The 24700-nt window shown below is 51.3% G+C and carries 21 protein-coding genes; 2 read left to right on the plus strand and 19 right to left on the minus strand.

Annotation, left to right across the window (positions count from 1 at the left end):
* Positions 1 to 9: 9 nt before the first annotated feature.
* From priA to gmk, 4 genes are read right to left on the minus strand one after another with little or no spacing between them, the layout of a single operon-like run.
* On the minus strand, positions 10 to 2334 hold the full coding sequence (gene priA, locus KNO61_RS05655; RefSeq protein WP_214872746.1) for a primosomal protein N': 2325 nt from the start codon (positions 2332 to 2334) through the stop codon (positions 10 to 12).
* Positions 2331 to 3521, minus strand: coding sequence for a bifunctional phosphopantothenoylcysteine decarboxylase/phosphopantothenate--cysteine ligase CoaBC (coaBC, locus tag KNO61_RS05660; protein WP_214872747.1), 1191 nt, complete (start codon positions 3519 to 3521; stop codon positions 2331 to 2333). Before coaBC ends, priA begins: the two co-directional genes overlap by 4 nt.
* A gap of 58 nt (positions 3522 to 3579) precedes the next feature.
* Positions 3580 to 3789 carry a DNA-directed RNA polymerase subunit omega gene (rpoZ, locus tag KNO61_RS05665; protein WP_015881337.1) on the minus strand — a complete coding sequence of 70 codons (210 nt, stop codon included), beginning with the start codon at positions 3787 to 3789 and terminating at the stop codon, positions 3580 to 3582.
* Complete coding sequence (gene gmk, locus KNO61_RS05670) at positions 3789 to 4436, minus strand: guanylate kinase (RefSeq protein ID WP_031421596.1); 648 nt, start codon at positions 4434 to 4436, stop codon at positions 3789 to 3791. The genes rpoZ and gmk overlap by 1 nt, the downstream gene beginning before the upstream one ends.
* A 131-nt stretch (positions 4437 to 4567) precedes the next feature.
* Here gmk and KNO61_RS05675 point away from each other — a divergent pair, with 131 nt between their 5' ends.
* Together KNO61_RS05675 and KNO61_RS05680 are read left to right on the plus strand one after the other, a co-directional pair.
* Entirely contained in the window at positions 4568 to 6259 is a 1692-nt protein-coding gene (locus tag KNO61_RS05675) for an Rqc2 family fibronectin-binding protein (protein ID WP_168169841.1), read from the plus strand.
* A gap of 249 nt (positions 6260 to 6508) precedes the next feature.
* Complete coding sequence (locus tag KNO61_RS05680; protein WP_214872749.1) at positions 6509 to 6796, plus strand: hypothetical protein; 288 nt, start codon at positions 6509 to 6511, stop codon at positions 6794 to 6796.
* A 124-nt stretch (positions 6797 to 6920) separates the two neighbouring features.
* On the opposite strand, the gene KNO61_RS05685 is transcribed toward KNO61_RS05680, so the two are convergent.
* The 15 genes from KNO61_RS05685 to ileS form a co-directional block, all read right to left on the minus strand.
* Positions 6921 to 7859, minus strand: a complete 939-nt coding sequence (locus tag KNO61_RS05685; RefSeq protein WP_214872751.1) for an FUSC family protein — start codon at positions 7857 to 7859, stop codon at positions 6921 to 6923.
* On the minus strand, positions 7856 to 8686 hold the full coding sequence (locus KNO61_RS05690; RefSeq protein WP_015881333.1) for a hypothetical protein: 831 nt from the start codon (positions 8684 to 8686) through the stop codon (positions 7856 to 7858). Before KNO61_RS05690 ends, KNO61_RS05685 begins: the two co-directional genes overlap by 4 nt.
* 89 nt (positions 8687 to 8775) lie before the next feature.
* Complete coding sequence (gene pyrE, locus KNO61_RS05695) at positions 8776 to 9402, minus strand: orotate phosphoribosyltransferase (protein WP_078146666.1); 627 nt, start codon at positions 9400 to 9402, stop codon at positions 8776 to 8778.
* Positions 9386 to 10090, minus strand: a complete 705-nt coding sequence (gene pyrF, locus KNO61_RS05700; protein WP_078146665.1) for an orotidine-5'-phosphate decarboxylase — start codon at positions 10088 to 10090, stop codon at positions 9386 to 9388. The genes pyrE and pyrF overlap by 17 nt, the downstream gene beginning before the upstream one ends.
* Positions 10065 to 10991, minus strand: coding sequence for a dihydroorotate dehydrogenase (locus KNO61_RS05705; protein WP_214687913.1), 927 nt, complete (start codon positions 10989 to 10991; stop codon positions 10065 to 10067). The genes pyrF and KNO61_RS05705 overlap by 26 nt, the downstream gene beginning before the upstream one ends.
* Positions 10988 to 11707 (minus strand): dihydroorotate dehydrogenase electron transfer subunit, encoded by a 720-nt coding sequence (locus KNO61_RS05710; RefSeq protein WP_214872753.1) that lies wholly within the window; start codon positions 11705 to 11707, stop codon positions 10988 to 10990. The genes KNO61_RS05705 and KNO61_RS05710 overlap by 4 nt, the downstream gene beginning before the upstream one ends.
* Positions 11704 to 14907 carry a carbamoyl-phosphate synthase large subunit gene (gene carB, locus KNO61_RS05715; protein ID WP_078146662.1) on the minus strand — a complete coding sequence of 1068 codons (3204 nt, stop codon included), beginning with the start codon at positions 14905 to 14907 and terminating at the stop codon, positions 11704 to 11706. The genes KNO61_RS05710 and carB overlap by 4 nt, the downstream gene beginning before the upstream one ends.
* A 1-nt stretch (position 14908) precedes the next feature.
* Positions 14909 to 15991, minus strand: a complete 1083-nt coding sequence (locus KNO61_RS05720) for a carbamoyl phosphate synthase small subunit (protein WP_214757131.1) — start codon at positions 15989 to 15991, stop codon at positions 14909 to 14911.
* Positions 15969 to 17249, minus strand: a complete 1281-nt coding sequence (locus KNO61_RS05725) for a dihydroorotase (RefSeq protein ID WP_078146660.1) — start codon at positions 17247 to 17249, stop codon at positions 15969 to 15971. The genes KNO61_RS05720 and KNO61_RS05725 overlap by 23 nt, the downstream gene beginning before the upstream one ends.
* On the minus strand, positions 17246 to 18160 hold the full coding sequence (locus KNO61_RS05730) for an aspartate carbamoyltransferase catalytic subunit (protein ID WP_082132012.1): 915 nt from the start codon (positions 18158 to 18160) through the stop codon (positions 17246 to 17248). Before KNO61_RS05730 ends, KNO61_RS05725 begins: the two co-directional genes overlap by 4 nt.
* A 129-nt stretch (positions 18161 to 18289) precedes the next feature.
* A complete protein-coding gene (locus KNO61_RS05735) occupies positions 18290 to 19594 on the minus strand; it encodes a uracil-xanthine permease family protein (protein WP_214757132.1) in 1305 nt (434 codons plus the stop codon).
* A 48-nt stretch (positions 19595 to 19642) separates the two neighbouring features.
* Positions 19643 to 20176: a bifunctional pyr operon transcriptional regulator/uracil phosphoribosyltransferase PyrR gene (gene pyrR, locus KNO61_RS05740; protein WP_015881323.1), complete on the minus strand. Its 534-nt coding sequence runs from the start codon at positions 20174 to 20176 to the stop codon at positions 19643 to 19645.
* A 199-nt stretch (positions 20177 to 20375) separates the two neighbouring features.
* On the minus strand, positions 20376 to 21287 hold the full coding sequence (locus KNO61_RS05745) for an RluA family pseudouridine synthase (protein WP_214757133.1): 912 nt from the start codon (positions 21285 to 21287) through the stop codon (positions 20376 to 20378).
* Positions 21287 to 21760, minus strand: coding sequence for a signal peptidase II (lspA, locus tag KNO61_RS05750; protein ID WP_214757134.1), 474 nt, complete (start codon positions 21758 to 21760; stop codon positions 21287 to 21289). Before lspA ends, KNO61_RS05745 begins: the two co-directional genes overlap by 1 nt.
* Positions 21761 to 21817: 57 nt before the next feature.
* On the minus strand, positions 21818 to 24544 hold the full coding sequence (ileS, locus tag KNO61_RS05755) for an isoleucine--tRNA ligase (RefSeq protein ID WP_214872755.1): 2727 nt from the start codon (positions 24542 to 24544) through the stop codon (positions 21818 to 21820).
* Between the last annotated feature and the right edge of the window lie 156 nt (positions 24545 to 24700).

The following is a 24700-nucleotide window of genomic DNA, read 5'->3' on the forward strand; positions in this document are numbered from 1 at the left end:
CTCTCCACCTCACATGAATACGTATGGGTTCACATCGATACTCATTTGATATTCTTTCTTGCTGATTGCTTTGGCTCTCGCTTGCTGTAATCGTGCCAGCTCGGCGTAAAGCGTATCGGGTTGTTTCGTTTTAATGAATACTTGATAACGATAGGCGTTCTTCAATTTCGATAACGGTGCCGGCATCGGTCCATTCAAGCGACTATTCTCCACGTGTGCTTGTAAAAAGTCTGATGCGAACAATTCTGCCTCGGCCTTGGCGACAAGGGGATTTTCCGCCGAAAACGTGACGAGCGTTAAAAACCAGTAAGGAGGATGATTTCCGACTTGTCTGAGTCCCATCTCTTTGGCGAAAAATGTCTCATAATCATGTTCACTCGCAGTCTCGATCACATAATGGTCCGGGTTATACGTTTGGACGAACGCCTCACCCGGAAGTTTTCCGCGCCCGGCTCTTCCTGCCACTTGCGTGACAAGTTGGAAGGTGCGTTCGGTCGCCCGAAAGTCAGGCATCCCGAGTGTCGCATCCGCCGCGAGTACCCCGACGAGGGTGACGTTTGGGAAGTCGAGCCCCTTGGCAATCATCTGCGTGCCAAGTAAGATGTCGGCCTCCCCTTCTTCGAAACGACGCAACAACTGCTCATGTGAACCTTTTCGAGACGTCGTATCCTGGTCCATTCGGATGATGCGCGCTTCTGGAATCCGGTTCAACAGTTCCGTCTCGATTTTTTGTGTGCCCGACCCGAACTGTTTGATTTTCTTACTATTGCAGGATGGACACGTCGAAGGCATACCGACCTCGTAACCGCAGTAGTGACACTTCAACCGATCTCCATATTGATGATATGTCAAATTGACGGCACAATGCGGACATGTCATGCCTTCCCCGCAGTCCCGGCACATGACGAACGTCGTGAATCCACGACGGTTCAATAAAATGACGCACTGCTCTTTTTTCTCGATCCGGTCGAGAATCCCTTGGAACAATTCTTCCGAGAACATCGTCGTATTGCCCTTCGCCAACTCTCGGCGCATGTCAATGATATGGACCGGTGGCATCTCACCGCCATACCGTTCTTTCAAATGCAAATAGCGATAGACGCCTTTTTGTGCCCGGGCATACGATTCAAGTGACGGGGTCGCACTGCCTAACACGACAGGACAACCGTGATAACGAGCCCGCCAGATGGCAACATCGCGCGCATGATAGCGCGGGTTCTCTTCTTGCTTGTACGTCGTCTCGTGCTCTTCATCTAAGATGATCAGACCGAGTCGGTCGAGCGGGGCAAAGATGGCAGAACGGGCACCGACGACGACGTCGACTTCATTCCGTTTAATCTTACGCCACTCGTCGTACTTCTCACCTTTAGACAGAGCACTGTGCAACACGGCGACCCGATCGCCGAAACGACGCTTGAAGCGTTTGACCATCATCGGGGTCAAACTGATTTCAGGAACGAGTAAGATGGCCTGCTTGCCTTCATCGATGACTTGTCCGATTGATTCTAAATAGACTTCGGTCTTCCCACTCCCCGTCACACCGTGGACGAGTAACGTCTCACCTGCTTCAGCCTCCTGTATGGCCAAGACGGCACTTGCCTGACTGTCGTTCAATTGAACCGATTCCTCGACTTGCTCGATCGTCGCGTACGGGTCACGGTTCAACTCGACCTCGGTCAATCGAACCGCTCCGAGGTCGGCAAGTTTTTGCAGTTGTGGACGAGTCAGACCAATTTGACGTAGTGCCGACCAATACATGCGTGGGGTCTCCTTTAGTAGGTTGACCGCTTCAAGTTGCTTTTTCGCACGTTTTGGCACGACCGTTGCATCGAGGAGCTCGACGACGACGTCGGTCTTAACAGTCTTCTTTTCTTTTAAGACGGGCGCTAAGATCAGCTCCCCTTTTTTAGCGAGTCCAAGAATGACCGATTGGACTTCTTTTGGATACTCCGATAAATGCGTTCCGAGGCGGACCCCATCAGGCACATACCCTTCTTTGATTTCTTTGTCATAACTCACCTTGAGCGCGGTCGGAAGCATCGCGAGCAGGGCGGATGAACGAAAGCAAAGTGTCGTCTCTTTCACATGAATGGATAAAGCGAGCAGTTCATCGGTGAGTGAAGATTCCTCATCTAACAGCGCTTCTAACGGTTTTAATCCATCTCTCGTCCCATCTGACGTACCGACGACAATCCCGAGCAGACGACGGGACCCGAATGGGACAGAGACGCGCATGCCCGGTTCAATCAAAGCCTCAAATTGTTCAGGTACTTCGTAATCAAACGGACGATCAATCGTGATCACCGGTGCATCGACATGTACATGTGCAATCATCGGACCGCTTCCTTAAAGTGTGTGAGCAACTCGAACGCTAACTGTTTCTTCGACTGTTTCGGAAGTCGATGTGTCGTCCCGTCTGCATGGAACAAGACGACCTCATTGTCGTCCGCCCCGAATCCAACGTCACTGCCAGACACATCGTTCGCCACGAGGTAATCGACGTTTTTCCGCTTCAGCTTAGCTGCCGCATGCTCCTCGAGTCGTTCCGTCTCAGCAGCAAATCCGACCAACACTTGATGGGTCTTCTTCTCACCGAGTGATTTTAAAATGTCTGTCGTTTCTTCAAGTTCGATCGTGAGTGGACCGTGAACTTTTTTATGTTTTTCCGAATGCACCGTTTTCGGACGATAATCCGCAACTGCCGCCGATTTCACGACAAGGTCTGAAGCCTCAAAGCGGCTCGTCACTTCGCGCAGCATCTCCTCACTTGACTTGACGGGAACCGCTGTCACGCCATCTGGGACAGGAACTTGAAGCGGGCCATGGACGAGCGTGACACGGGCGCCCATGTCTCGAGCCACCTCAGCGAGTGCGACGCCCATTTTTCCAGACGAATCATTGGATAAGTAACGGACGGGATCGATGCGTTCGACAGTCGGGCCAGCCGTGATCAAGACATCTTTTCCAAGATATAGTTTCGGAACGAATTGGCTTTCGATGATGCGAACCAAGTCTTCCGGTTCAGGCAGACGTCCCCCGCCAATCCATCCGCAAGCCAAGTTGCCGACACCGGGTTCAATCAACTGATAGCCGTATGATTTTAGCGTCTCGATGTTGCGCTGTGTGGCAGGATGTTCGAGCATGTTCACATTCATCGCTGGTGAGATGATGACCGGGCACTTCGCAGCCAAAATGGACGTCGTAATAAAGTCATCCGCAATCCCGTTCGCCAATTTTGCAATCGTATTTGCCGTCGCCGGGGCCACGACAATCAAATCGCTCGAGTCGACGACATCGATATGTGCAATCTTTGTCGGGTCATGCTCTTCGAACACGTCCGTATAGACCGGGTTGCGACTGAGCGCCTGGAAGGTCGCCTGACCCACGAATTGTTCTGCCGACTTCGTCATCGCGACGCGAACATTCGCTCCGGCTTGAACCAATTTCGATGTGAGCGCACACGCCTTATAGGCGGCGATGCCGCCACTCACACATAACAAAATAGTACGATCCTTCACCATTCCCAAACTCCCCCTTATAGACAATGAGACCCAAGTCGCAAACGACTTGGGTCACACTTCATCCGTTGTTTTTTTCGTTCACGATGATTGTCGTATCACCCGAAAATAGTTCTTCTAACGCTTGACCGACCGGCTTATATGATTTTGGCTCGGCGACTTTCGGTGCTTTTCCATCTTGAATCTGACGCGCCCGTTTTGCAGCGACCGTAACGATCGTGTATTTTGACGGGATAGTACGTTGTAAGGCATCAATCGAAGGGTATAACATTAAATGACCTCCATCATGGCTTTTTTATAGAGTGACGCAACACGTTCACGTTTACAATGCTCGGCTGTCACGATCGCTTTAATTCGATCGATGGCTTTGTCGACCTCGTCGTTCGTGACGACATAGTCGTAGGCGTCCATCAACTCGATTTCTTCACGCGCGACGAGCAGGCGTTGCTTAATGACTTCTTCTGACTCCGTGCCTCGTCCGATGAGACGATTGCGAAGTTCTTGAAGACTTGGTGGTGCCAAGAATAAAAAGACGGCTTCTGGGAGAAGTTCCTTCACTTGGAACGCCCCTTGCACCTCAATTTCAAGAATGACATCTTGGCCGCTTTCGAGCGTTTCACGCACCCACTCTACAGGCGTCCCGTAATAGTTACCGACAAATTCGGCATGTTCAAGCAGTTCTTTTTGTTCGATCATCCGTTCGAACTCTTCTCTCGATTTGAAGAAGTAATGCACCCCTTCAACTTCCCCTTCACGTGGTTTTCGGGTCGTCGCCGACACCGAATATTGAAGGTTGTTGTCCTCTTCCTCGCGAAGAGCACGGCAAACGGTCCCTTTTCCGACACCGCTCGGTCCAGACAAAACGATTAATAATCCTCGTTCTTTAAAATTCACTGCAAGCCCTCCATCTTCTAACATCACATTTAATTATAATAGCAGTCAATCAATTGTCCCGGCAAGAAGAAGTTCGGATTTCCTACTCCATCGTACCATATTTTCTGTTTTTCTGATAACGTAGAGACAGAAAATGAACAAAGGTGATGAGATCATTGGCTTATGATGGATTAATGACATATCGTGTCGTACAAGAATTACAATCGCTCGTCGGAGGGCGAATCAACAAGGTACATCAACCGTATTCGCTCGATTTGATGCTTCAAATTCGCTCGAATCGTCAGAACGCGCAACTCTTGATATCAGCAAACGCGATGTATGCCCGTCTTCAGTTGACGGATACACCGATTAAAAACCCACAAGAACCGCCAATGTTTTGCATGATGCTCCGCAAACATGTGGAAGGTGGATTCATCACGGCGGTCGAACAAATCGGACGAGACCGTGTCATCGTCATTTCGGTCCGCTCTCGTAACGAGCTCGGCGATGAAGAATTGAAGAAAGTATACATCGAATTGATGGGACGCCACTCGAACGTCGTCTTGACGACAGAAGAAGGCAAAATATTAGATGCCATCAAGCATCTCCCGCCTTCCCAAAACACGTATCGGACCATCATGCCGGGTAGTGACTATCTCCTTCCGCCGGAACAACACAAGTTCGACCCATTGACGGAGATGACAGAAGGATTGAAACGAATCGATTGGAACGCCGGCAAGCTCGATAAACAGATTGTCGCCACGTTCGCCGGCGTCAGTCCGCAAATCGCACAGGAAGTTGTTCATCTCGCAAAAACGCCGAATCGCGACTCCTTACAACAAGCGTTTGAGAACGTTCTTCGTCAACTCGATGGACCCTACGTTTTCCAACAACTTGCGAACGGCAAAGAACGGTTCGCTCCGATCGCGTTGACAGCCGGGGACATCGAATCCGAGGAAACGTATGAATCGAGTAAAGAAGTGCTCGACCGTTTCTACTATGAAAAAGCGAACCGTGACCGTGTGAGACAACAAGCACACGATGTGGAACGGCTCTTGAAATCAGAACTCGAAAAGAATCAATTAAAACGCCGCCGCCTTTTGGATGATTTGAAAGCGACAGAACGGGCAGATGAGTTACAAAAATACGGCGAGTTGTTGACGACGTATTTATTCCAACTCGAGAAAGGGATGCGCGTCGCCGAAGTCGTCGATTATTATGACGAAAACGGTGCAATCCTCTCCATTCCACTCGATCCACTCAAAACACCGAATGAGAATGCGCAGCAATATTATAAGAAATACAACAAATTAAAAGTCGCAAAAGTGGAAGTGAAGAAACAGATTGAGCTGAACGATGCAGAAATCGAATATTTAGAGACGCTTATCGCCCAACTTGACGTCGCGTCACCGTCCGACCTTCTTGAGATTCGCGAAGAACTCGCAGAAGAAGGCTACATCCGTCAAAAACGACAAAAGAAAAAAGCGAATCCGAAGATTTCGCTTGAAGCGTATACGTCCTCGACCGGAATAGAGTTCTTTGTCGGGAAGAACAATACGCAAAACGACCATCTGACGTTCAAATTCGCACGCCGTGACGAGATTTGGCTTCATGTTAAAGACATCCCAGGGTCTCACGTCATCATTCGTTCGACCGAACCGGATGAAACGACATTACTTGAAGCCGCATCAGTCGCCGCCTACTTCTCGAAGGCACGCGCATCGAGTGGCGTGCCTGTCGATTACACACGCGCCCGCTTCGTGAAAAAACCGAGCGGTGCGAAACCCGGGTTCGTCATCTACACGGATCAACAGACCGTCTACGTGACTCCGGATGAGCAATTGATGAAGTCATTGAAACAATCGTGAACATGAAGACCCGCCATCGTGATGGCGGGTCCAGACTATAGACAAAGTATAGGTCTAATGTCTTTTATATGCCCAACCCGGACACGGCTCGCTTTCCTAGGGGCAAGCAGGGAGCCGCATCGCGACTGCGTCACTGCTGGGTCTCCCTTTGCTTGCTATTCCCTCAGGAGTCTCGCCTGCCCGTTCTTGGTCACCTTTTGTCCTTCATCCCATATAATGGTGTGAGAAGAACACACAGGAGCGGATCTGATGATCAACAAGTCGACACCATCCATCCTTCACGGTCTGACGAACGGAACGGATGTTGAACGGCGGGCCGAAGCGGATGATCTCGGGATTGATAGCGGGCGGGCTCGGCGTTTACCTTCCCTTTCCCCTGATACATCGATTCGAAGTAAGTATCGAGCTTTTTCTTCGGTCGTCGAGGCCTTGGAAGAAGACAAACGGCCGCCAGATGACGACCGTTTGCGTTGCTCGCCCGACGGCGCCCCGACTCCGACAGGAAAGCAATCCGACGGAGACCCAACAGCGACTTGAGTCGCGATGCGGCTCCGGGATTGCCTGCGGAAAGCGTGGGCGCCGGAAGGACGAGTTCGAACATGTTATTTGTCAACAAGCTGGACCCGTCATGATCATGGCGGGTCTTCTACGTGTAGAGGGTTCACGTTTTCGGATCATGCTTGAACGTCTCGAGCTGTTCATGATAGTCGAGCAAATGCCCGTATAAAATTTCTGAAACGGATAAATCTTCATGTGGAAGTTTGAAGAGCGAATAGGGCTTGTCACATGTATAGAGAATGTCGTGATGGTGTGCCAGTAAGTATAAGAACTCAGACTCAAACGCCTGTCGCTCTTCCTCACTCATCAAAAGGAAAGCTTCTCGATGCTCGGCGAGACTCTCTAGCAACAAGACCAGCTTGTCTTCAAGGTGAATCAACAATCGGTACTGTTTGATTGTCATATGCTTCAATTTGACGTTCGTCACTTTCATATCCTCTTGGAGCATCATATGAAGCTCTTGATGGCCAAGGATGCGGGCTCGCGTCTCGAGCAGTTCTGTCGGGGAACCGACGAGCTCTCGCCAATGATGGAACAGATAAGAAGAAGTCTTACGTACCTCGTTCAACAATCGGTCCTCATAACGGGGTGGCATGAATGCGTAATTGACACCGAGTGAAACGAACACACCGACCGCTGTCAATAACGAACGGGTCCACGCATAATGGAAGAAGTCCGATGTAGGACTTTCGAGCATCATGACGATGGCAAACGCTGCATACGTCGACATATGGGTCTTATCGAACGTCGTGTTGAGTGTGAGCGAAACGATGACGGCTAATCCGATCGAGAGCGGATTGACACCGAACAAATAGACGATGAAAAGTCCACACATAAGACCGACGACCGTTCCGAATATACGACTGAACACGATTTTAGATGACCGCTTGACGGTCGGTTGCATCGCCACGACTGCTGCGATGGCCCCCATCCCTGAATAGATCCCGAAGATATACCACGAGATGGCGACGGTGATGGCGACGGCGATTCCGGTTTTTAACGTACGTAACCCGACTTTCGGGATGTATCGTTTTCCATTCATTTCAGTTCGACCTTCCCTGTCTCAGAAATCAGTTCCACCACCGGTCGATTCGATGTCGACAATTGATACACACCGGGTTCGACTTCTTCGTAACGGTCGCTACTCGAGACTTTTCCAGTCGTCGTCACGTTCACTTGTCCTGTCGCATGTTTCGGCGCGTAACTGAGCGTCCCGGCTTCCGTCTGGATGGTCATCGCTTGATTGACGACGACATCGCTGACGGTCGCATGACGATAGGACCGAATGTCACCGGTCACAAGTCGTGCCGATTCGATGGTCGTATCGCTTTTCGATTCAATCCGCAGTCGATCACTATCAATCTGTTTCAAATTGACGGCATTCACATCCATGACAATCGTCTTCGCATTCAACCCTTGTCCTGTCACCTGCTCCGCTCCTAGATGAACCGATGTCATCGAGCTCGGCAAAGCGACTTTAATCTTATAGCGCGACGGTTCATCACTCGCTCGACTTCCGAAATAGCTGAACCAGCCATATCGCTCGACGACGTAGATCGTGTCCCCGACTGATTTGACTTTGATGCGGCGTTCTTTCGAATTGGTCTGCATCACTTCAATCTGTACCTTTTCATTTGGACTACGAACAAATTCCACGTTCCCATGGTCTGTTTCGAGTCGCAATTTCTTCATTTGATATCGGTCTTCATACTGGTCTCCTAGCGCTAATAGATGACTGAATACAAATAAATTCACAAAAAAGAGCGCTGGGATGATGGTCAAGACGAGACCGAAGGCGATTTTACGATGTTTTGGAATTGCACGAAATCGTGCGTTCCATGTCTTCTCTTTGCTTCTTGAATACGCCATATGCCTCTCCTTTTCGAATCACTTCCGTTATTTTACCATGAAGTATGACATATGCCGAATCGAAAAAGAATCCGCCCGAAGGTGGATTCTTAAGAGGTGACGAGGTCGCTCCAGGCACGAGGATCTTCTTGCCAGTCGCGAAGCGAATCGAGCTCCGAACGGTTTAGAACGCCCGTACTCTCTGCCACTTCAATCAATTCTGAGAACGTTGTCAACGATGTTGCCGTCAGATCTGCATCGGCTAGATTCTTCTGAAGAACCGGTAATCCGTACGAGAAGATGGCTTGAATCCCAATGACGTCACCACCCGCCTGACGAATCGCCTTCGCCGCATCGATACTCGACATCCCTGTCGACAATAAATCCTCGATGACGAGTACTCGAGCGCCTGCCTCGAGTCTTCCTTCAATTTGATTACCTTTCCCATGCCCTTTTGCACTCGACCGGACATAAATGAACGGGAGACCGAGTCGGTCAGCGAGCAACGCCCCGTGAGGGATACCTGCCGTGGCCGTCCCTGCAATCACATCGACTTCAGTCGGATTCACTGACTTCACCAATCCATCGACGATGACTTGACGCACATTCGGAAAACTGAGTGTAAGTCGATTGTCGCAGTAGATCGGACTCTTCAATCCGCTCGACCATGTATACGGCTCAGTCGGTGATAGTGTGACGGCTTCAATCTGTAAAAGTGCCTCAGCGATTTGTTTCATTCATTTGTCCCCATTCCTTCATAAATTGATCGTACATGGCCATCGGATCAGTCGCACGTGTAATCGGTCGACCGACGACGATTGAGTGAACACCCGCCAGTCTCGCTTCATGCGGCGTCGCGATACGGACTTGATCATCCTCGGTTGCACCGAGTCGGATGCCCGGTGTGACCGTCATGAACGTGTCCCCGAGTTTCTGATGAATCGCTTTCGCTTCCTGGACGGATGCGACCACTCCGTCAAGTCCCGCCTGTTTCGCGAGTGTCGCTTGTCTGAGAACGGCTTGATCGAGTCGTCCGGCAATCCCGAGCTCTGTCTGCATCATTCGTTCATCTGTCGACGTCAACTGTGTGACCCCGATCAATCGAGTCGTATCGTTTGCCTGACGTAACCCGTCTAACGCATAGCGCATCATCTTTTCGCCGCCTAATGTGTGGACATTCGTCACAGCCACCCCGAGCTTTCCGATTTGTCGCATCGTACGGCGTGCCGTCTCCGGGATATCGTGTACTTTCACATCTAGAAAGACCGGATAACCCTCGTCGACCAATTCTTCGACAAAGCATGCGCCTTCCCGATAAAAGAGTTCCATCCCGACTTTGACAGCCGGTCGGTTTGAAAATCGTTTTAACAAATGAAACGCTTCGTCCCGCGTTTCAACGTCAAGAGCGAGATACAAGTTGCGCATAGGCCTTCCCCCTCACATCCAAAATATGTTCGATTCCGAGTGAATCAAGTCGTGCCGGTAACGCTTCAATGATTTCCTGACAGACGTATGGATTTTCAAAGTTCGCCGTCCCGACGGCAACGGCAGAAGCCCCCGCGTAAATAAACTCGAGCACATCGTCGACCGTCCGAACCCCGCCCATGGCGATGATAGGAATGTCGACCGCTTGTGCGACTTCATACACCATCCGGACCGCTACCGGTTTGATGGCCGGACCGGATAACCCACCGATTCGGTTCGCTAAAATCGGTCGACCTGTCTCGATATTGATTCGCATCCCTACGAGTGTGTTGATCATCGTCAACCCGTCCGCGCCGGCCGCCTCGACAGCTCGCGCCATGTCCGTGATCGACGTGACGTTCGGAGACAGTTTGACATAGACCGGCTTACTCGAAGCCGCTTTGACGAGTCGCGTGAGTTCTGCGGCCATCACCGGGTCCGTCCCGAACTGCATGCCCCCACATTTCACGTTCGGGCATGAGATGTTCAATTCGATGGCTTTAATCGTCGGGTCGGCGCTGATTCGACGGGCGACTTCCACGTATTCATCTGGCGTCGAACCGGCAACGTTGGCGATGATCTCCGTGTCGAACGTTGAGAGGAATGGTAATTTTTCTTCGATGATCGCATCGACACCTGGATTTTGAAGTCCGATCGCGTTGAGCATGCCCTGTGCCGTCTCGGCGACACGTGGGGTCGGATTTCCGAATCTCGATTCCTCCGTCGCTGCTTTGATCATGATGCCTCCTAAGATGGAGAGGTCATACAGTTTCGCGAATTCCTCTCCAAATCCGAAACATCCGGAAGCCGGAATAATTGGGTTTTTTAAACGAAGACCTGGTAACTCGACATTCAATCTCATAACAGCACCTCTTCCGCATTGAATACCGGACCGTCACTACAGACTTTCACATAGCCCCCCGGTGCTTGACAGACACAGGCAAAACAAGCACCGATGCCACAACCCATCCGATTCTCGATTGAGAGATATCGTTCAGGAATGGGCGAAGTGGCGACTGCCTTTAACATCGCTTCCGGACCACAGCTGAACAAAACATCCGCCTCGATGCGTGCGAGGGGGCCGGTGACAAAGCCAGGCTCCCCGTGACTACCGTCTACTGTCGTGATGATCGTCTCACCAAGTTCACGAAAGGCTTCTTCATAAAAGACGTTTTCTTTTGAATCAAACCCGAGAATCGCAATCGTTTCAATCCCCATCTCATGGAGTCGGCGTCTGACGTAGTAAAGCGGTGGGACCCCAATCCCACCTCCGACCAGGACGACTCGCTTTCCATGTTGCGCTAGGGGAAAACCGTTCCCGAGCGGACCAAGGACGTCTAGTGTGTCCCCGACGCGTTTCCCCGAAAGCTCAGTTGTCCCTTCCCCAATCACTTTGTATAAGAAGGTAATTTCGTCCCCCTCGACGTTCGCCACCGATAACGGTCGACGTAACAGACCGGACGTCTTGATGTGAAAGAACGTCCCAGGGGCGATCTCCACCCCAGGGCAACGGACTTTCATTTCCATCGTCGCTTTGGCGATTTGTCGATTGCTGACAATCGTCACGTCATGTCTCATACCATCACCCCGAACGTTGTGAATGCCGGGATGCTGACCGTTTGGAACGACAGGCTTTCAATGACTTGTAACAACGCTTCGACTGTATCGAGCGAGGTAAGGCAAAGCGTGCCCTGCTCGGCGGCCGTTCTTCGAATCAAGAACCCGTCTTTCGTGACGAGTGCATCGCGACTCGTTGTATTGATGATCAAGTCGACGTCTCCTCGCTCGATCACACTGAGCATCGTCTCACCGTCTTCTTGAATTTTCCCGACTCGACGAACACGCATCTGTTCCGCTTCGAGACAATCAGCCGTCCCACTCGTTGCCATGAGTCGGAAACCGAGGCGGTCGAAACGTTTCGCCAAGGCGATGGCCTCATCCTTGTCATGGTCGGCAATCGTCATGAGCACGTTCCCTTTCAAGGCGATGTTCATCCCTGCTGCGACGAGCCCTTTATAGAGCGCTTTTTCGAGCGTGCGATCTGTCGCCATGACCTCCCCTGTCGACTTCATCTCAGGTCCGAGCGATGGGTCTACTTCTTTCAATTTCGCGAACGAGAAGACCGGTACTTTGACCGAGATACTGTCCGACTCAGGATGAATGCCTGTCCCAAGACCGAGTTCTTTCAAACTCGTCCCAAGAATCGTTTGCGTAGCAATTCGTGCGACCGGTAACCCCGTCACTTTCGAGATGAATGGGACCGTCCGGCTCGCACGTGGGTTCACCTCGATGACATACAAGTCATCCGCATAGACGAACTGGATGTTGAGCAGACCTTTGATGCGGAACGCTTTCGCCAACTTAATCGTATAATCGACGACTTTTTGTTTCAGTTCTTCACTGAGTCGTTGCGGCGGATAGACGGCAATCGAATCACCCGAATGTACGCCGGCACGTTCGATATGCTCCATGATCCCCGGAATATAGACGTCCGTCCCGTCACAGATGGCATCGACTTCAATCTCAATCCCCGTTAAATAGCGATCGATGAGAACCGGTCGATCTTTTGAGGCGATGACCGCATGTCGCATGTACCGCTCAAGCTCAGACTGTTCATATACGATTTCCATCGCTCGTCCCCCGAGCACGTACGATGGTCGGACGAGTACCGGATAGCCGAGTTCGTTCGCACAAGCGACGGCCTCTTCCACATTTGTCGCCGTCTTTCCTGGTGGTTGAGCCAATCGTTCCGCTGACAATGTGGCTTCGAACGCCTTCCGGTCTTCGGCACGGTCGATGTCTTCGAGGGTCGTCCCAAGAATTTTCACGCCGTTCGCTTCTAGCGATGCCGCTAAGTTGATGGCAGTCTGTCCACCGAATTGGACGATGACACCTAGCGGGTTCTCGTTCTCGATGACCTCCAACACGTCTTCTGTTGTCAACGGCTCGAAGTACAACCGATCGGAGATGGAGAAGTCCGTCGAGACCGTTTCCGGGTTGTTGTTGATGATGATGGCTTCGTAGCCTGCATCGCGAATCGTATCGATCGAGTGGACGGTCGCATAGTCGAACTCGACACCTTGTCCGATTCGAATCGGACCTGATCCGAGGACGAGGATGGACTCCCGGTCTGTCTTCACCGCTTCGTTCTCCACTTCATACGTCCCGTAGAAGTACGGTGTCTCCGATGCGAACTCGGCTGCGCACGTATCGACCATCTTATAGACGGGACGAATGTTCCATTCTTTCCGTTTCGTACGAACCGCTTCCGTATCCATCGACAGCATACGCGCGATTGCCACATCACTGAACCCTAGACGTTTCACATCCAGCAGACGTTCTGATGTCAACGGTTCCTTAATCAGTTGTTGCTCAGCTTGCCAGATCCGGTTTAATTTCTGTAAGTAGAATCGATCGATTTTTGTCAGTTGGTGTAGCGTTTCTACCGAGTATCCGCGACGAAGAGCCTCATAGACGATGAACAGACGCTCGTCTGTCGGATGAATGAGTCCATGCTCGAGCTGTTCTGTGTCTAATGCAGAAAGTTGTGGAAGGTGAAGTTCTTCCATCCCCAGCTCGAGCGAGCGAACGGCTTTTAGCAAAGCCTCTTCTAAATTCCGACCGATGGCCATGACCTCACCCGTCGCCTTCATTTGTGTGCCTAAGCGGCGATCCGCGGACTCAAACTTATCGAAGGCGAAGCGTGGGATTTTGGCGACGACGTAATCGAGCGCCGGTTCGAACGAGGCGTAGCTCGTCTCGGTGACCGGGTTTTTTAATTCTGACAACTTGTAACCGACAGCGACTTTCGCAGCAAGCTTGGCAATCGGATAGCCTGTCGCTTTTGATGCGAGCGCTGAACTCCGTGAAACACGTGGATTCACTTCGATGACGTAGTAAGTGAAACTGTCTGGGTCGAGTGCGAATTGGATGTTACATCCACCCTCGATCCCGAGTGCCCGAATGATATCGAGAGAGACGCTACGAAGCATCTGATAATCCCGATCTGACAGCGTCTGCGTAGGGGCGAATACGATGGAGTCACCGGTGTGGACTCCGACCGGATCAAAGTTTTCCATCGCACAGACGATGATGGCTTGGTCACTCGAGTCACGCATGACCTCGAACTCGACTTCTTTCATCCCGGCAATCGATTTCTCGAGCAAGACTTGCGTCACAGGACTCGCCTTTAATCCAGATTCAACGATTTGCTCGAACGACTCCCGGTCATGGGCAATCCCGCCACCGGTTCCCCCGAGCGTGTACGCAGGTCGGATGATGATCGGGTACCCGATCCGTTCCGCAAATCCCCAAGCAGACTCGAGCGTATGGACGATCTCACTTTCAGGTACGCCGTGACCAAGTTCGAACATCAAGTTACGGAACTGTTCTCGGTCTTCCGCTTGAACGATTGCAGACAGTTTCGTCCCGAGTAGCTCCACGCCACAATCTCGCAAGACGCCCCGCTTGTCGAGTTCAAAAGCCAAGTTCAAACCTGTCTGCCCGCCAAGCGTGGCAAGGAGTGCATCCGGACGTTCCTGCCGGATGATTCGCTCGACGAATTCTGGTTCGAGCGGTTCGATATAGACACGGTCCGCAGTCGTCGGATCCGTCATGATGGTGGCCGGATTCGAGTTGACGAGGATGACTTCGTAGCCTTCTTCTTTCAAGGCAAGACATGCCTGTGTACCAGCATAATCAAACTCCGCTGCTTGTCCGATTACAATCGGTCCTGATCCGATTACGAGGATTTTCTGAATATCTGGTCGTTTTGGCATGTCAAATTCCCACTTTCTGTTTGTTTTCTTGTACGAGTTGCATGAATCGGTCAAATAAGTCGTTGGCGTCGAACGGTCCTGGTGCTGCCTCCGGATGATACTGTACCGAGAAGGTCGGGTGATGGAGATGTCTTACCCCTTCGATCGTTCCGTCATTGACCGCACGGTGTGTGACGATGAGCGGTGTATCGAGCAGTGACGTTTCCTCAACCGCATATCCATGGTTTTGAGAAGTGATGGTCACGGCACCAGTCTCAAGCTCGAGCACCGGATGATTCGCGCCACGATGTCCGAACGGAAGCTTGAAGGTGTTTGCACCGTTTGCGAGAGCAATCAGCTGGTGACCGAGACAAATTCCGAACATCGGTGTCGTCGGCATCAGTTGCTCGATGAGCGGCAGTGCGGTCGGAACGTCTTTCGGATCTCCTGGTCCATTTGACAACATGATACCGTCCGGCTCATACCGTAATACGTCCTCTGCCGTCACATCGTGCGGAAAGACGACGACCTCACAATCTCGTTTCATCAACTCGCGCATGATTCCAAGTTTCGCCCCGAAGTCGATCAAAGCGATGCGAGGGCCGGTTCCCGTACTCACATAAGTCCGCTTCGTCGATACGCGTGCGACTTGATCGTTCGGCGATTCTTCATCAAAGCGGATCCGTACCTCGTCCCACGTCAACTCTCCATCGATGAGGACACCGCGCATGACCCCTTTCGCTCGTAAATGACGTGTCAACATCCGTGTATCGATATCCGAGAGCCCCGGAATGCCGAAGCGGGTGAGTGTCGCATCGAGTGTCGCCGTTGAACGGAAGTTCGAAGGCGTATCGCATACTTCTTTTACAATCAACGCTTTTGCCATCGGAATCGTCGTTTCAAAATCCTCACGATTGACGCCATAGTTCCCGATCAATGGGTTCGTCAATACAATCATTTGGTCGCAGTATGATGGATCCGATAAGATTTCTTGGTATCCTGTCATCCCTGTCTGGAAGACGACTTCCCCCATCGTATCAGCCGATGCCCCGAATCCTTTACCGACAAATTTCATTCCATCTTCAAGCCATAATGTTCGTTTCATCAAATCGCCCCTTATATACAATTTCGCCACCGACCATCGTCATGACCGGCCATCCGACAAGCTTTTCCCCTGCGAACGGTGTATTCTTTCCTTTTGAATAAAATGTCGTAGGATCGACCGTCCGAGACGTTTCCGTATCGATGAGAATCAGGTCCGCATCCGCCCCAACTTTCAGTTCCCCTCTTGATAAACCGAATACGTCGCTCGGACGTTTCGTCATCCAGTCGAGCAACTGACGCTCTTCCATGATGCCCGTCTTCACGAATGTCGTGTAGAGAAGTGGAAGGGCCGTCTCGAAACCGGTAATCCCAAACGGAGCCCGCTCTATCCCTTGTGCCTTTTCTTCTGCTGTGTGGGGAGCATGATCCGTTGCGATCATGTCAATCGTTCCGTCAAACAATCCCTCAAGGAGGGCCTGTCGATCATCCTCGCTTCGTAGCGGTGGATTCATCTTGAAGTTTGCATCGAGTCCTGGAATATCATCCTCACTCAAGACGAGATGATGCGGCGTCACTTCTGCAGTCACGTGAATGCCGGCTCGTTTCGCATCCCGAATGACACGAACCGATTGGCGGGATGAGACGTGACAGACATGATAATGACATCCAGTCTCTTCAGCGATCAACACGTCGCGAGCGATATGGATGCTCTCTGCAAGGCTCGGAATTCCTTGAATGCCATGCGCCTCACTGAATTTGCCCTCGTGGACCGACCCGGCCTTCAACGTATTGTCCTCACAGTGGGCGACGACTGCTTTGTTCAATCGTTTCGCTTCACGCATGGCTTGTCGCATCATCGCCGCCGATTGGACACCAACACCGTCATCCGTAAAGGCGAAGGCATCTGCGAGCGATTCCATGTCGACCTGTTCTTCACCGAGCTGTCGTTTCGTGATAGCGGCGTAAGGCAGGACACGTACGACCGCATCTTGTTCGATTTTTTGAAGGAGGACGTCCATTGTTTCGCGATTGTCTGGAACCGGTCTCGTGTTCGGCATCGAGCAGATGGTCGTGAACCCGCCCGCCGCGGCAGCCATCGTTCCCGTCCGAATCGTCTCTTTCGCCTCGCCACCTGGTTCACGCAAGTGGACGTGGACATCGACGAGTCCTGGTGCGAGCAGATAACCTGTCGCATCGAGCATTTCTTGTCCCGTGGTCTTCCCTTTATAGTCGAGTGATTCGATCTTTCCGTCTTTCACGTGAATGTTTGTCGTGCGTTTCGTTCCCTTGTCATACCATGTCGCGTTTTGAAGTATCATTGTTGTCCTCCTAATGCTCGATTTAAGATGCTCATCCGGGCGTACACCCCATTCTTCATTTGTGGGAAGATGCGTGATCGTTCATGTTCGATCAGACTTCCAGCAATCTCTACATCCCGATTGACCGGAGCCGGGTGCATGATGATGGCGCCTGCTTTCATTCGCTCGACGCGTTCGACCGTCAAACCGAACTGTGTGTGATACGCTTCTTTCGAGAAGACGTCTCCCATGATATGGCGCTCGTGTTGTACACGGAGCAACATGATGACGTCACATTCGCCTAGGATGTCATCGAGTTCTTTTCGCTCTAGCCCCATCGAGTCATCCCACCAAGAGGCAGGACTACAACCGACCACGTTTGCTCCGAGGCGCTTCAAGACGCTTGCGTTCGAGCGGGCGACCCGACTATGGACGAGGTCACCACAGATGGCGACGTTCAATCCTTGGAACGTTCCGAACTCTTCAAAGATGGTGACGAGATCGAGCAATGATTGGGATGGATGTTCCCCGCTCCCGTCCCCTCCGTTCAACACCGGGATATTCAACTTCTCCACAAGTTCGTGATAATAGCCCGCTTCCGGATGTCGAATGACGAGCGCGTCCACGCCGATGGCTTCGAGCGTTTTACACGTATCGTAGAGCGTCTCCCCTTTCGTGACCGATGACGTCGTCACATCGAACGGAATCTCTTGCATGTTCAAGTGGCGCTCGGCCATTTGAAACGAATTTTTCGTACGCGTCGAGTTTTCAAAGAACAGGTTTGCGACCGTTTTTCCATCAAATAGTGGGGGGAGGTCACCTTGCTTGTAGCGCAATGATTCTTCAATCATGCCCATGATCTCCTCAAGGGAAAGTGTGTCCAAACTGACGAAGTGTTTGACCGGTTTCACGTTTGTTTGCATCGTATTCATGTTCGTCTCCTCCTTTTATTAGAGGCAAAGAGAAAAGGCGCCTCTTCACCGATGTGAAGGGACGCCTTTATCTGGGCAGGGTACACCCAAATAAACGAGCCTTCACTTTGCCGACCTCACGGGATCGAATTAAAAGTTACTTGCTTGTTTCGTTTCTTCAGTTGTGTTGACTTCGACTGCTGTATCGTCTTCTTCATGCGGTAAGATGGCGTTTAACAAAATACCGACGACCGTCGCAAGCGCCATGCCTTGTACCGGGAAGCTCCCGATTTGAACCATCGCACCACCGAGTCCGATGACGAGGATGACCGATGAGATGATCAAGTTGCGCTTTTCTGCCAAGTCGACTTTGCTCTCCACCATCGTCCGTAATCCGTTCGACGCGATGACACCGAACAAGAGGATCGAGATTCCACCTTTGACCGGGTTCGGGATGGTCGAGATGAACGCTTCAATGTGACCGAGGAATCCGAAGCTGATGGCCATGAGTGCTGCGCCGGCGATGACGTAGACACTGTAGACTCGTGTGATGGCCATGACGCCGTTGTTCTCACCGTAAGTCGTACATGGTGGTCCACCGAGTGCAGAGGCAACGGCTTTTCCTACTCCGTCTCCGAGTAGCGTGCGATGGAGACCTGGGTCTTTCATCGTCTCACGTCCGATGATTTTCGACGTGACCATCTGATCTCCGATGTGCTCCGTCATTGTGACGAGCGCGACCGGAACGATGGCGAGAAGGGCCCCGACTTGCCACATCGGCATGTAGTCGACGAACACCATCGTGAAGTCAGGAAGTTGGAACAGGCTGGCTTGTTGAATCGGTGAGTAATCGATGATGCCGAATGCGGCTGCGACTGCGTATCCTCCAACGATTCCAAAGAGGATCGGGACGGCACCCCAGACACCTTTCAGCTTCGTCATGGCGAGCATCGTGATTCCAAGTGTAAGCAGGGCAATCGTCATGAACGTTCCGTTATAGGTACCATCTTGATTCATCGACATGTCGATGGCGACCGGTGCAAGCGAGAGTCCGATGACCATGATGACCGGTCCGACGACGACCGGTGGGAGCAATCGGAGCAACCAGTTGACGCCCGTCTTATAGATGATCAAGGAAACGACCCCGTATACAGACCCGGCGACGATTCCGCCGAAGAGTGCGGCTTCGACACCCCATTGCTGGCTGACCGCTATGATTGGGGCGATGTAGGCAAAACTTGAACCTAAGTATGTTGGGACTTTGAAGCGTGTAATCGCTAAGAATGAGAGCGTGGCCACGCCGGAAGCGACGAGGGCGACCGATGTATTTAATCCTGTCAAAATCGGGACTAAAATCGTCGCTCCGAACATGGCGAAGACGTGTTGAAGGCTGAATAATAGCCATTGTGGAAAGTGAGCTGGACGCTCGTGGATGTGTAGAACAGGTTGTTTCATATTGAATTCTCCTTCCTGGCCTCTCTGGACCACCTTAAAGGTATGCGTTTATTGCTGATGGATCGTGACTTCATCCGCCGTGTCGACTTCACTGAGTCGGACAACGACTTGCTCGGACTTGGACGTCGGAACGTTCTTTCCGATAAAATCTGGTCGAATCGGGAGTTCCCGATGGCCTCGGTCAATCAAGACAGCGAGTTGGATATAATCCGGACGACCATGGTCGACAAGCGCGTCCATTGCGGCACGAACTGTTCGACCGGTATAGAGGACGTCGTCGACGAGGACGACCGTCTTTCCATTGATATCATGGGGTAGCTCTGTCGCTTTGACTTCAGGGTCTAACGACTTCTTCGATAAGTCATCCCGGTAAAGCGTGATATCGAGATTGCCGAGTGCGACCGGCTTGCCTTCAATCTCCTCGATTCGGCGAGCGAGTCGGTCAGCGAGCGTCTCGCCTCTCGTCTTGATTCCGACGAGGACGACGTCATCGATTCCTTTGTTTCGCTCGATAATCTCGTGTGCGATTCGGGTCAAGGCACGACGGATGGCTGACTCATCTAAAATGACTGATTGTTTCACGTGATTCCTCCTTCCAAACTTCAGTAAAAAAGAAGACTCCCTCATCCGGCTGGAAAGGGAGTCTTCATCAAAAACGGCATATGACTGCCGGGGTTGAATTGACGTACATGTGACCGCGGTCACAATCCTTTCACAGCCTCTCTGGACTGGGTTTAAAGGTGTTATGCTTCCTAGACTATAAATCGGAACGTGACAGAAGTCAACGAGTTTTCTCGATTTTATCTAATTTTGCGAGTTCCGCATTAAAGTCTTCTGGTAATGGTGCCTCAAACTCCATCCATTCTTTCGTACGTGGATGGTGGAATCCGAGTGTTGCCGCATGGAGCGCTTGACCGCCCAAATCAATCGTGCGGCGTGGACCATATTTCGGGTCACCGGCGAGCGGATGACCGATATAACGCATATGAACGCGAATCTGATGCGTGCGTCCAGTCTCTAATTTACACTCCACGAGCGTGAAGTCTTTATAACGTTCGAGTAAACGGAAGTGCGTCACGGCTTCTTTTGCGTTCCGGTCCGTCACAGTCATTCGCTGACGATCATTCGTATCGCGACCAATCGGTGCTTCAATCGTTCCAAGTTCGTGGACGAGTTCGCCATGGACGAGCGCGATATACTCGCGTTTGATGGTCTTGTCCTTCAACTGGCTCGCCAGCGATTCATGGGCCAAGTCATTTTTGGCGACCATGAGAAGACCCGTCGTGTCCTTATCAATCCGATGGACGATTCCTGGACGTTTGACACCGTTGATACCCGAGAGGTCATCACAATGATAAAGTAGCGCATTGACGAGCGTCCCTGACGTGTGTCCAGTTGCAGGGTGAACGACCATCCCGCGTGCCTTGTTGACGACGATGACGTCCTCGTCTTCAAAGACGATCTCGAGCGGGATGTCTTCAGGCAATACTTCGAGTTCGACCGCTTCCGGCACGTTCACTTCCACTTCATCCCCCACTTGAAGCTTGTAGTTCGCTTTCACTGCACTACCGTTGACGAGGAGGGCTCCCGTCTTGATCCATTCCTGTACTTGAGAGCGTGACCATTCACCACGGTCACTGACCCACTTATCAATCCTTGCCTTTTCATCGGCGACAAAAGTATACGATTCCATTACGATTGTCCCCTTTCTTTGTGTAATTTTTCTTCAAATAAAATCCCGATGACCATCAAGATGACACCAAACGTGAGTGCCATATCAGCCACGTTAAAAATCGGGAAGTTGTATCCGAACGGATACGTATCGACAAAGTCGACGACTTCGCCACGGAACAAGCGATCAATAAAGTTACCGATGGCACCGGCCAACAGGAATCCGACACTATATCCGATGAGCTGATAGCCGTTCACCTCTTTGTGCAAGAAGTAAACGAGTCCGGCAACGACAAGTATGGTGATGATAAAGAAGAACGCCATCTGTCCTTCTAACATCCCCCAAGCCGCTCCTTTATTGCGGTAGGACGTCCAGTATAACAAGTTCGGGATGACTTCAATTGATTGACCAATTGTCATCGTTTGAATGACCACCCATTTTGTGAGTTGATCGATCAAAATCAAGATGAGCGCCAATCCATAATATCGTTTCATATGCGTCTCCTTTCAAGCCGTTAAGAAACCGGAGTGGGGACGCCACTCCGGTTCGTCTTAACCGATTACTGATGCACAGCGTGGGCAAAGCTCTGGATGCTCTTCGTTTTGTCCAAGCTCTGTCGAGTATGTCCAACAACGTGCACAAGCGGCTCCATCTGCTTTCATGACTGTGATTTTCGTCGTCGCATAATCGACGTCTGCCGTCTCAGCCCACTCCACTTGCGATACTTGAAGCAGTTGGTTGACGTTGTCGATCGTGTTCAACAAGTCGGCAGTCTCTGCTTTTGGTGCGAGAATCAACTTCGCCTCGAGCGGTTTCCCGATCAACTTCTCGCCACGTGCGATTTCGATCGCTTTGAGGACATCGTCACGGAAGACGAGGAATTTCGACCATTTCTCAAGCAACGCTTGTTCGTCAGCAGTCAATGCATCTACTTCTTCTAAATCCGTCAAGAAGATGCTTGCTTCTGACTTTCCAGGCACTTCTTTCCATGCCTCATCGGCAGTGTGTGGAAGGATTGGAGCCAATAGTTTCGTCAAGAGGACGACGGCATCGTACATGACCGTCTGAACGGCACGACGACGGAGATCGTCTTCACGTTCGATATATAGGATATCTTTTGTGAAGTCGAGGTAGAACGATGACAACTCGTTGACACAGAAGTTATGAACGAGGTGGTACACGGCCATAAAGTCAAACTCATCATATGCTTTGACAACTTTTTTCTGCAATTGTTTGAGCTTCGTCGCCATGAAGCGGTCCGCTTCCGGCATATCCTCGAATGCGACACGCATCGACGGCTCGAACCCGTTCAAGTTCCCGAGTAAGAAGCGGATCGTGTTACGCATCTTCCGGTAAACTTCTGACACTTGTTTGAAGTTATCGTGTGACGCGCGTACGTCAGACTGATAGTCGACGGATGCGACCCAGAGGCGTACGATTTCGGCGCCGTACTGCTTCACGAGATCATTCGGTGCAATCGTGTTACCGAGCGATTTCGACATTTTGCGTCCGTCCCCATCGAGGACGAATCCGTGACTCAAGACGTTCCGGTACGGTGCTTTCCCAGTCGTCGCAACGGCCGTCGAGAGTGATGAGTTGAACCAACCACGATATTGGTCCGATCCTTCAAGATAAAGGTCTGCCGGACGACGAAGGTTTTCGCGTTCTTCTAATACACCAGCGTGTGAAGAACCTGAATCGAACCAGACGTCCATGATGTCGAGTTCTTTACGGAACTCTCCGTTCGGGCTGTTCGGGTGAGTGAACCCTGCAGGGAGAAGGTCTTTCGCTTCACGCTCATACCAAACGTTCGACCCGTGCTCGCGGAACAGGTTCGCGATGTGGTCAATCGTCTCGTTCGTGATGATTTCCGTTCCATCTTCCGCATAGAAGATTGGGATTGGAACACCCCAAGCACGCTGACGGCTGATGACCCAGTCTCCACGGTCACGGACCATGTTGTAAAGACGTGTCATTCCCCATTCAGGGACCCAATTCACTTCCTCGATTTCACGGAGCATGTCTTCACGGAAATCTTTGATCGATGCGAACCATTGTGGCGTCGCACGGAAGATGACCGGTTTCTTCGTACGCCAGTCATGCGGGTACGAGTGTTTGATGAACTTCAAGTTGAGCAAGTAGCCATTCTCTTCAAGTTTCATACCGATTTGTTTGTTCGCATCTTCGTAGAAGAGACCTTCGAAACCAGGGGCTTCGTCTGTCATGTAGCCACGGTCATCCACCGGGCAAAGGACGTCTAATCCGTAAGCCTGTCCGACACGATAGTCGTCTTCCCCGTGTCCAGGTGCTGTATGAACGAGTCCAGTCGCATCCGCAGTGACGTGGTCGCCGAGGATGACGAGTGACGTCCGGTCATACAATGGATGTTGAGCCGTCATGTACTCGAAGTCACGTCCGTTCCAAGACCCGCTCACCGTGTAATCCGTCCATCCGAGCGCTGCCGTCACTTCTTCGACGAGCGTTTCCGCGACGATATAGCCTTTTCCTTCATGTTCGATTCGCGTGTAAGTCAACTCGTCACTCACCGCAATCCCAAGGTTCGCCGGGATTGTCCAAGGCGTTGTTGTCCAGATGACGAAGTGATCATCTGACGTCAACGTATCTTTACCGTCCACGACACGGAACGCCACGTAGATGGCTGGTGATTTTTTATCGTAATATTCAATCTCTGCTTCCGCGAGTGCCGATTCAGAAGACGGCGACCAGTAGACTGGTTTTTTCCCTTTGTAGATGTAACCCTTCTCAGCCATCGACCCGAACAAACGAATCTGTGCCGCTTCGTATTCAGGAAGGAGCGTGATGTATGGGTTCTCAAAGTCTGCGAGAAGACCGAGACGTTTGAATTGTTCGCGTTGCGAGTTCACTTGCTCCATCGCATACTCTGCACACTTTTCACGGAATTCCGCGACTGTCATTTCCTTACGATTGACGCCTGCTTTTTGAAGGGCGTTCTCGATTGGAAGACCGTGCGTGTCCCATCCTGGAATCATTGGAGACTGATAGCCGTTCATCCCTTTGAAACGAACGATGATGTCTTTCAATACTTTGTTCATCGCGTGTCCCATGTGGATGTCACCGTTCGCATATGGAGGTCCATCATGTAAAATATATTGTGGTTTCCCAGCATTTTTTTCTTGCACCTTGTTGTAAAGGTCCATATCTTCCCATTCTGTTTGCATCGCTGGTTCGCGCTTTGGTAAATTCCCACGCATCGCGAATTCTGTGTTTGGCATTAATAGCGTGTCTTTGTAGTTCATCGAAACTCCTCCATCAACATTTTTTAGAAAACAAAAAAACCAACCCATCCCTGATAGGGACGAGTTGGTTGACTCGCGGTACCACCCTACTAGTCTCATCATCATGAGACCGCTCTCGGTAACCGATAACGAGGTCAGGCGGTCACGCTTACTTCA

The organism is Exiguobacterium sp. s140 (assembly GCF_018617035.1).
In the GTDB taxonomy this organism is placed as follows: domain Bacteria; phylum Bacillota; class Bacilli; order Exiguobacteriales; family Exiguobacteriaceae; genus Exiguobacterium; species Exiguobacterium profundum.

Excerpts from the sequence above, each read along its gene's own strand:
- priA (WP_214872746.1), bottom strand. The coding sequence starts at position 2,334 with ATGATTGCACATGTACATGTCGATGCACCGGTGATCACGATTGATCGT.
- coaBC (WP_214872747.1), bottom strand. The coding sequence starts at position 3,521 with ATGGTGAAGGATCGTACTATTTTGTTATGTGTGAGTGGCGGCATCGCC.
- rpoZ (WP_015881337.1), bottom strand. The coding sequence starts at position 3,789 with ATGTTATACCCTTCGATTGATGCCTTACAACGTACTATCCCGTCAAAA.
- gmk (WP_031421596.1), bottom strand. The coding sequence starts at position 4,436 with ATGTTAGAAGATGGAGGGCTTGCAGTGAATTTTAAAGAACGAGGATTA.
- KNO61_RS05680 (WP_214872749.1), top strand. The coding sequence starts at position 6,509 with ATGATCAACAAGTCGACACCATCCATCCTTCACGGTCTGACGAACGGA.
- KNO61_RS05685 (WP_214872751.1), bottom strand. The coding sequence starts at position 7,859 with ATGAATGGAAAACGATACATCCCGAAAGTCGGGTTACGTACGTTAAAA.
- KNO61_RS05690 (WP_015881333.1), bottom strand. The coding sequence starts at position 8,686 with ATGGCGTATTCAAGAAGCAAAGAGAAGACATGGAACGCACGATTTCGT.
- pyrE (WP_078146666.1), bottom strand. The coding sequence starts at position 9,402 with ATGAAACAAATCGCTGAGGCACTTTTACAGATTGAAGCCGTCACACTA.
- pyrF (WP_078146665.1), bottom strand. The coding sequence starts at position 10,090 with ATGCGCAACTTGTATCTCGCTCTTGACGTTGAAACGCGGGACGAAGCG.
- KNO61_RS05705 (WP_214687913.1), bottom strand. The coding sequence starts at position 10,991 with ATGAGATTGAATGTCGAGTTACCAGGTCTTCGTTTAAAAAACCCAATT.
- KNO61_RS05710 (WP_214872753.1), bottom strand. The coding sequence starts at position 11,707 with ATGAGACATGACGTGACGATTGTCAGCAATCGACAAATCGCCAAAGCG.
- carB (WP_078146662.1), bottom strand. The coding sequence starts at position 14,907 with ATGCCAAAACGACCAGATATTCAGAAAATCCTCGTAATCGGATCAGGA.
- KNO61_RS05720 (WP_214757131.1), bottom strand. The coding sequence starts at position 15,991 with ATGAAACGAACATTATGGCTTGAAGATGGAATGAAATTTGTCGGTAAA.
- KNO61_RS05725 (WP_078146660.1), bottom strand. The coding sequence starts at position 17,249 with ATGATACTTCAAAACGCGACATGGTATGACAAGGGAACGAAACGCACG.
- KNO61_RS05730 (WP_082132012.1), bottom strand. The coding sequence starts at position 18,160 with ATGAATACGATGCAAACAAACGTGAAACCGGTCAAACACTTCGTCAGT.
- KNO61_RS05735 (WP_214757132.1), bottom strand. The coding sequence starts at position 19,594 with ATGAAACAACCTGTTCTACACATCCACGAGCGTCCAGCTCACTTTCCA.
- KNO61_RS05745 (WP_214757133.1), bottom strand. The coding sequence starts at position 21,287 with ATGGAATCGTATACTTTTGTCGCCGATGAAAAGGCAAGGATTGATAAG.
- lspA (WP_214757134.1), bottom strand. The coding sequence starts at position 21,760 with ATGAAACGATATTATGGATTGGCGCTCATCTTGATTTTGATCGATCAA.
- ileS (WP_214872755.1), bottom strand. The coding sequence starts at position 24,544 with ATGAACTACAAAGACACGCTATTAATGCCAAACACAGAATTCGCGATG.